6 protein-coding genes are annotated in these 5,750 nt (G+C 71.0%); 4 read left to right on the forward strand and 2 right to left on the reverse strand.

Annotated features, from left to right (window positions below):
* Together hppD and AC31A1_RS45520 are read left to right on the forward strand one after the other, a co-directional pair.
* A partial coding sequence (gene hppD / locus AC31A1_RS45515) for a 4-hydroxyphenylpyruvate dioxygenase (RefSeq protein WP_489658948.1) occupies positions 1-641 on the forward strand: 641 nt, incomplete at its 5' end.
* Between the two features lie 32 nt (positions 642-673).
* Positions 674-1,540, forward strand: coding sequence for a phage baseplate protein (locus AC31A1_RS45520; protein ID WP_489658949.1), 867 nt, complete (start codon positions 674-676; stop codon positions 1,538-1,540).
* A gap of 28 nt (positions 1,541-1,568) precedes the next feature.
* On the opposite strand, the gene AC31A1_RS45525 is transcribed toward AC31A1_RS45520, so the two are convergent.
* Positions 1,569-3,035, reverse strand: a complete 1,467-nt coding sequence (locus AC31A1_RS45525; RefSeq protein ID WP_489658950.1) for a tetratricopeptide repeat protein — start codon at positions 3,033-3,035, stop codon at positions 1,569-1,571.
* A 92-nt stretch (positions 3,036-3,127) separates the two neighbouring features.
* Between AC31A1_RS45525 and AC31A1_RS45530 the strand changes: the two genes are divergently transcribed.
* Positions 3,128-4,534: an FAD-binding oxidoreductase gene (locus tag AC31A1_RS45530; RefSeq protein WP_489658951.1), complete on the forward strand. Its 1,407-nt coding sequence runs from the start codon at positions 3,128-3,130 to the stop codon at positions 4,532-4,534.
* Positions 4,535-4,604: 70 nt separating this feature from the next.
* Here the strand turns inward: AC31A1_RS45530 and AC31A1_RS45535 are convergent, their stop codons facing one another.
* Positions 4,605-5,078, reverse strand: coding sequence for an SsgA family sporulation/cell division regulator (locus tag AC31A1_RS45535; protein WP_363098899.1), 474 nt, complete (start codon positions 5,076-5,078; stop codon positions 4,605-4,607).
* A 265-nt stretch (positions 5,079-5,343) separates the two neighbouring features.
* Here AC31A1_RS45535 and AC31A1_RS45540 point away from each other — a divergent pair.
* Positions 5,344-5,750 (forward strand): DUF2510 domain-containing protein (locus AC31A1_RS45540; RefSeq protein WP_489658952.1); only part of this gene is annotated, 407 nt, incomplete at its 3' end.

Raw genomic sequence — 5,750 nt, forward strand, 5'->3', positions numbered from 1 at the left:
CCGCCGACCCGCTCGTCGAGGCCCCCGCCCACCGCACCTTCCAGGCGATCGACCACTGCGTCGGCAACGTCGAACTCGGCCACATGAACGAGTGGGTCGGCTTCTACAACAAGGTCATGGGCTTCACGAACATGAAGGAGTTCGTGGGCGACGACATCGCGACCGAGTACAGCGCCCTGATGTCGAAGGTCGTCGCCGACGGCACGCTCAAGGTCAAGTTCCCGATCAACGAACCCGCCGTGGCCAAGAAGAAGTCCCAGATCGACGAGTACCTGGAGTTCTACGGCGGCGCGGGCGTCCAGCACATCGCGCTCAACACCAACGACATCGTGCAGACGGTACGGACCATGCGCGCGGCCGGGGTGAAGTTCCTGGACACCCCCGACTCCTACTACGACACCCTCGGCGAGTGGGTCGGCGACACCCGTGTCCCCGTCGACACCCTGCGCGAGCTGAAGATCCTCGCCGACCGCGACGAGGACGGATACCTTCTCCAGATCTTCACCAAGCCGGTCCAGGACCGTCCTACGGTGTTCTTCGAACTCATCGAGCGGCACGGCTCGATGGGCTTCGGCAAGGGCAACTTCAAGGCGCTGTTCGAGGCGATCGAGCGGGAGCAGGAGAAGCGGGGCAACCTGTAACGCACGGGTCCCGCAAGGGACTTGGGAGGACCGTGGCCGTCGCGCCGATCGACCTGACCGCACCGGCGGCACGCTGGCTGTGGCAGAAGGGCACCCTGCACGAGCCCACGGTCCTCCAGTCGTTCGCCCTCGACGAGGTCCACCAGCGCCTGTACGTCCTCCAGTTGAGAACAGGCGGCGCCGACGCCGGCAACCTCTGCCTCAACCAGCTCGACTACACGGGCAAGGCGCTCGGCCACATGCACCTCCAGGGCTTCGGGCACGGCGTCAGCATGGGCGTGCAGAACATCTCCGACGGCGATGTGTGGATCTGGACCGAGGCAGCCGCGAAGGCCGGTTCCGGCGGTGCCTACGGCCAGGCCGTCACCCGCTTCCACTTCGCCGACGGCGCCACCCGCACGTCCGCCGACGTGGCCGTCCGCAAGCCGATCGCGAACTCCACCAACAACCAGCCCACGGTCTGCATGAGGTCGAAGCGCATAGCGATCCGCTACCGCTTGGCCAACCAACCCCGTTACCGGGTCTGGGACTTGGACGCCTTCGTCGCCCGCGACTACTCCACTCCCGTCGCCGACATCGCCCAGACCGGTGCCCACCCGGACCCGTCGATCCCCTTCCAGGGCTACGCCCTCGACGGCGACTACCTATACCAACTCGCGGGCTCCGCCTACGACTCCACCACCAACCCGCCCGCGAAACACGGCAACACCTACGTCTCCTGCCTCGACATCCGCACCGGCGAACTGGTCCAGCGCTCCCGCACGGAGGCCGCCTACACCCTCACCCACCGCGAACCGGAGGGCCTCGCCGTCCGCACCAAGCCCAGCACCCGCCTGTGCATCGGGTTCGCGTCCGGGGAGGCGGGCGCTCGGGAGTTCTCCCTCTGCTACAAGCCGTAGCCGTCGCCGCAGTTGTCCGCGAGAGCCCTCAACTCGTCTTCTCCTGCGGCTCCTTGTCCGTCGGCAGTGGATCGTTGGGCGGCTCGCCCAGCGCCGCCAACGCCGCCTGCGCCAGCGGCACCCGCAGCGGTGAGAAGTACGGGTTGATCTGCAACGCCTCCTGGAGATGCCGTCGCGCGGACGCGAACTTCTCCAACTCCTTCTCGATCATGCCCCGGTGGAACGCGTACAGCGCGTCCCGCACCCCGCCCCCGTGCACCTTGTCCGTCGCCGCCGACGCGAACTTCAGCGCCTCCTCGTCCTGCCCGGCCTTGTGCAACGCCCACCCGAGCGCGTCGGCCACCGGGATGCCCGGCTGGCGGGTCCACTCGGCCCGCAGCCGCCGTACGGCGTCCTGGGCGTCTCCGTGGTCCGCCTCGAACACGCCGAGGACCAACTCGTCGTCGACCCCGGCCGCCGCGTCCTTGGCGGCGAGGGCGCGCAGCGTGTCGTACTGCACGCGGGCCGCCTGCGCGAGCCCCAGCGACTCGTACAACTCGCCCAGTTCCAGGGCGTATTGCGGGGTCGGCTGCTTGGCGAGGGCGACCTGGTAGGCGTTCAGGGCCTCCGAGGTGCGGCCCAGTGCCGCGAGCGCGCGCCCCTCACCGGCGAGCGCCTCCCGCTGGTCGGGGTCCAGTCGTACGGCCGCCTCGAAGTGCCGTAGCGCGACCTCGCGGTCCCCGCGTTCCCAGGCCAGCTCACCGGCGTGCTGCAGCCAGGCCGCCTGCTCCGCCGGGGCGGTGGCCTTCGCCGCCGCGTCGGCGAGCTGGGCGGCGGCGTCCTCGCGCCAGCCGCGGTCGCGGTAGACGGCGGCGGCCCGCGCCATCACGGCGGGGCCGGTGTGCAGCTCCAGCAGTTTTTCGAGGGTGCGCTGTGTCGCCTTGTAGTCGCCGAGCCCGGTGTACGCGTCGATCAGCAGCGGATACGTCGTCCACCGTCTCGGCGCCGCCTTCACCGCGGCCTCGCCCCAGGTGCGCGCCGCGCGGAAGTCGCGCCGTTCGTTCGCGAGGGCCGCCAGGCCGTCCATCGCGACGGCGTTCGCGTCGTTGCCCTTCGCGCGCACCTTCAGCGCGGTACGGAGCGCCTCCTCGGCCTTCGGGTAGTACAGGGTGTCCCCGGTCCGCCGCCCCTGCTCCACATAGGCCGAGCCGAGCACCGCCCACGACCGCGCGTCCCGCGGATGGACCCGCACCCGCGTCTCACGGTCGCCGATCAGCGCGGCGAGGTCCGGCAGCGCGGCCGGCACCCCAGCGGTGACCGCGCTCAGCGCCTGCGCCTTGGGCCCCGGAGCGGGTGGCGGCGCGGGGCGCGGCTCCTCGGGCAGCAGCCACAGCAGCCCGCCCACCACGGCGCACCCGGCGACCGTGGCGATCAGTACCCGGCGCGGAACGGGGGAGCGGCGCCGGGGCGCCTCCGCCACCAGGGACGTACCGGGGGCCCGCTGTTCGTTCTCCATGGCGCTCACTGTGCGTCAGTACGACGACCACATCCCGGCACCCAAAGCCACGCGCGGACGGGGTTCACACCGATGGCCGCGAGTGCGACGCTGTGATCATGAGCCGTATCGAAGCGCCTCGCGACCAGGACACCGGGACCCTCGTCGACCGGCTGCTGGCCGGGCTGCCCGCCGAGGCCGTCCTCACCGACCCGGACGTCACGGACTCGTACGCCAACGACATGGCGAGCTTCTGCCCGTCCGGCACGCCCGCCGTCGTCGTGCTGCCGCGCACGGTCGAGCAGGTCCAGCACGTCATGCGCGTCGCCACCGAACTGCGCCTCCCGGTCGTCCCGCAGGGCGCCCGCACGGGCCTGTCCGGCGCGGCCAACGCCTCCGAGGGCTGCATCGTGCTGTCCCTCGTCAAGATGGACCGCATCCTGGAGATCAGCCCGGTCGACCGCATCGCGGTCGTCGAGCCGGGTGTCATCAACGCGAACCTCTCCCGCGCGGTCAACGAACACGGCCTCTACTACCCGCCGGATCCCTCCAGCTGGGAGATGTGCACGATCGGCGGCAACATCGGCACCGCGTCCGGCGGGCTGTGCTGCGTGAAGTACGGGGTGACGGCCGAGTACGTCCTCGGCCTGGACGTCGTCCTCGCCGACGGACGGCTGATGAGCACCGGCCGGCGTACGGCCAAAGGGGTCGCCGGGTACGACCTGACCCGGCTGTTCGTCGGCTCGGAGGGCTCGCTCGGCATCGTCGTCAAGGCGATCCTGGCGCTGAAGCCGCAGCCGCCCGGGCAGCTCGTGCTGGCCGCCGAGTTCGGGTCCGCGGCGGCCGCGTGCGACGCCGTGTGCCGGATCATGGCGGGCGGTCACGTGCCGTCCCTCCTCGAACTGATGGACCGTACGACCGTCAAGGCCGTCAACGACCTGGCGCACATGGGACTGCCCGAGAGCACCGAGGCGTTGCTGCTGGCGGCCTTCGACACGCTGGACCCGGCCGCCGACCTGGCCGCCGTAGGAGCCCTGTGCGAGGCGGCCGGAGCCACCCAGGTCGTCCCCGCCGAGGACGCCGCCGAGTCCGAACTGCTGCTCCAGGCGCGGCGGTTGTCGCTCACCGCGCTGGAGGCGGTCAAGGGCACGACGATGATCGACGACGTGTGCGTGCCCCGCTCGCGGCTCGGCGAGATGCTCGAAGGGGTGGAACGGATCGGTGAGAAGTACCGGCTGACGATCGGCGTCTGCGCGCACGCCGGCGACGGCAACACGCACCCCACCGTCTGCTTCGACGCCCAGGACGCCGACGAGTCCCGGCGCGCCCGCGAGTCCTTCGACGAGATCATGGCCCTCGGCCTGGAACTCGGCGGCACCATCACCGGCGAACACGGCGTCGGCGTCCTGAAGAAGGAGTGGCTGGCCCGTGAGATCGGCCCGGTGGGCGTCGAGATGCAGCGGGCGGTCAAGGCGGCCTTCGACCCGCTGGGGATCCTCAACCCGGGCAAGTTGTTCTGACGGCGGGGGCCGGGCACCCCTTCCCGGCAGAATGTGACACTTGGGGGGTGGAGTGTCACATTTCCTGAACTCACTCCCCGTCCCGCGACTCGTCCGACGGCCACGGGTCGCGCAGCCACAGATCGTCGGCCGGGGTCGGTGCGAGCAGCTCGGCCAGGCCGTCGTCGATGCCGAGCTGCTCAGCCTCAGAGCCCGGAGGGACCACCCGCAGAGTGCGCTCCAGCCACGCCGACACCTGGGCGGCGGGGGCCTCCAGCAGGGCGTCCCCATCGGGTGAACTCAGCGCCATCAGGACGACACTGCGCCGCTCCACCTTCGTCGGCCACACCCGCACGTCCCCGTGCCCGCACGGCCGGAACACCCCCTCGACGAGCAGTTCGCGGGCGAACGTCCAGTGCACGGGGTGCTCGGAGTTGATGTGGAAGGAGATGTGGACGGCGTACGGGTCGTCGGTGCGGTAGCTCAGCCGGGCCGGGACCGGAATACTGCGCTCCGGCGACAGGATGAGTTTGAGCTCCAACTCCCGCTCTACGACTGTGTGCATGACGTGTGTCTCCTCTCGCTGACCGGGCCCAGCGGTGGGCCCGTACGAGTGGAGAGGGCGTGCGGGCCGAAGCATTACGCGAGTTCGGGAATCTTTTTTTCCGCGAGGCGTCACGAAGGCTTCGCGGGGCTTCGGGGCGTGTGGACTCCGTGCACGAGGTTGCCCGGAAAGGGGTGGGTCCGACGGGACGGGCAGTGGCGGTCGCACGGGTCTGATAGATGTGGACACCCCCATTTGACCTCCGAGCAGATACGGGACGACGGACATGAGCGCCCCAACCCCGGCACCCGGTGACGACAGCCCCCGCGAGGGGTACTACCCGGACCCGTCCATTCCTGGCTATGTCCGGTACTGGAACGGCGCGGCCTGGGTGCCCGGCACCAGCCGCCCGGCGCCCTCGGACGGCCTGCCGCCAGGCGCGCCGGGTGCGTCCGTCGAGGAGACCGGGCCGCACTTCTTCGACGAGGACCCGGCACCGGACGGCCAGGTGAGCCCGGCTCAGGCCCAGCACGGCAGCCGCCCCGAGCCCGCGGCGGCGTGGGGCGCGGACCGCGCCCACCAGAGCGGCTTCGGCGGCGACCAGGACCGCCGCGTCTCCTGGGGCTCCCCGGACCCCAGAACAGGCGCGGACCCGAGAGTGCCTGCGGACACCCCGGCGCCGGTCCCCCCGGA

This window comes from Streptomyces sp. P5F9, from assembly GCF_057961495.1.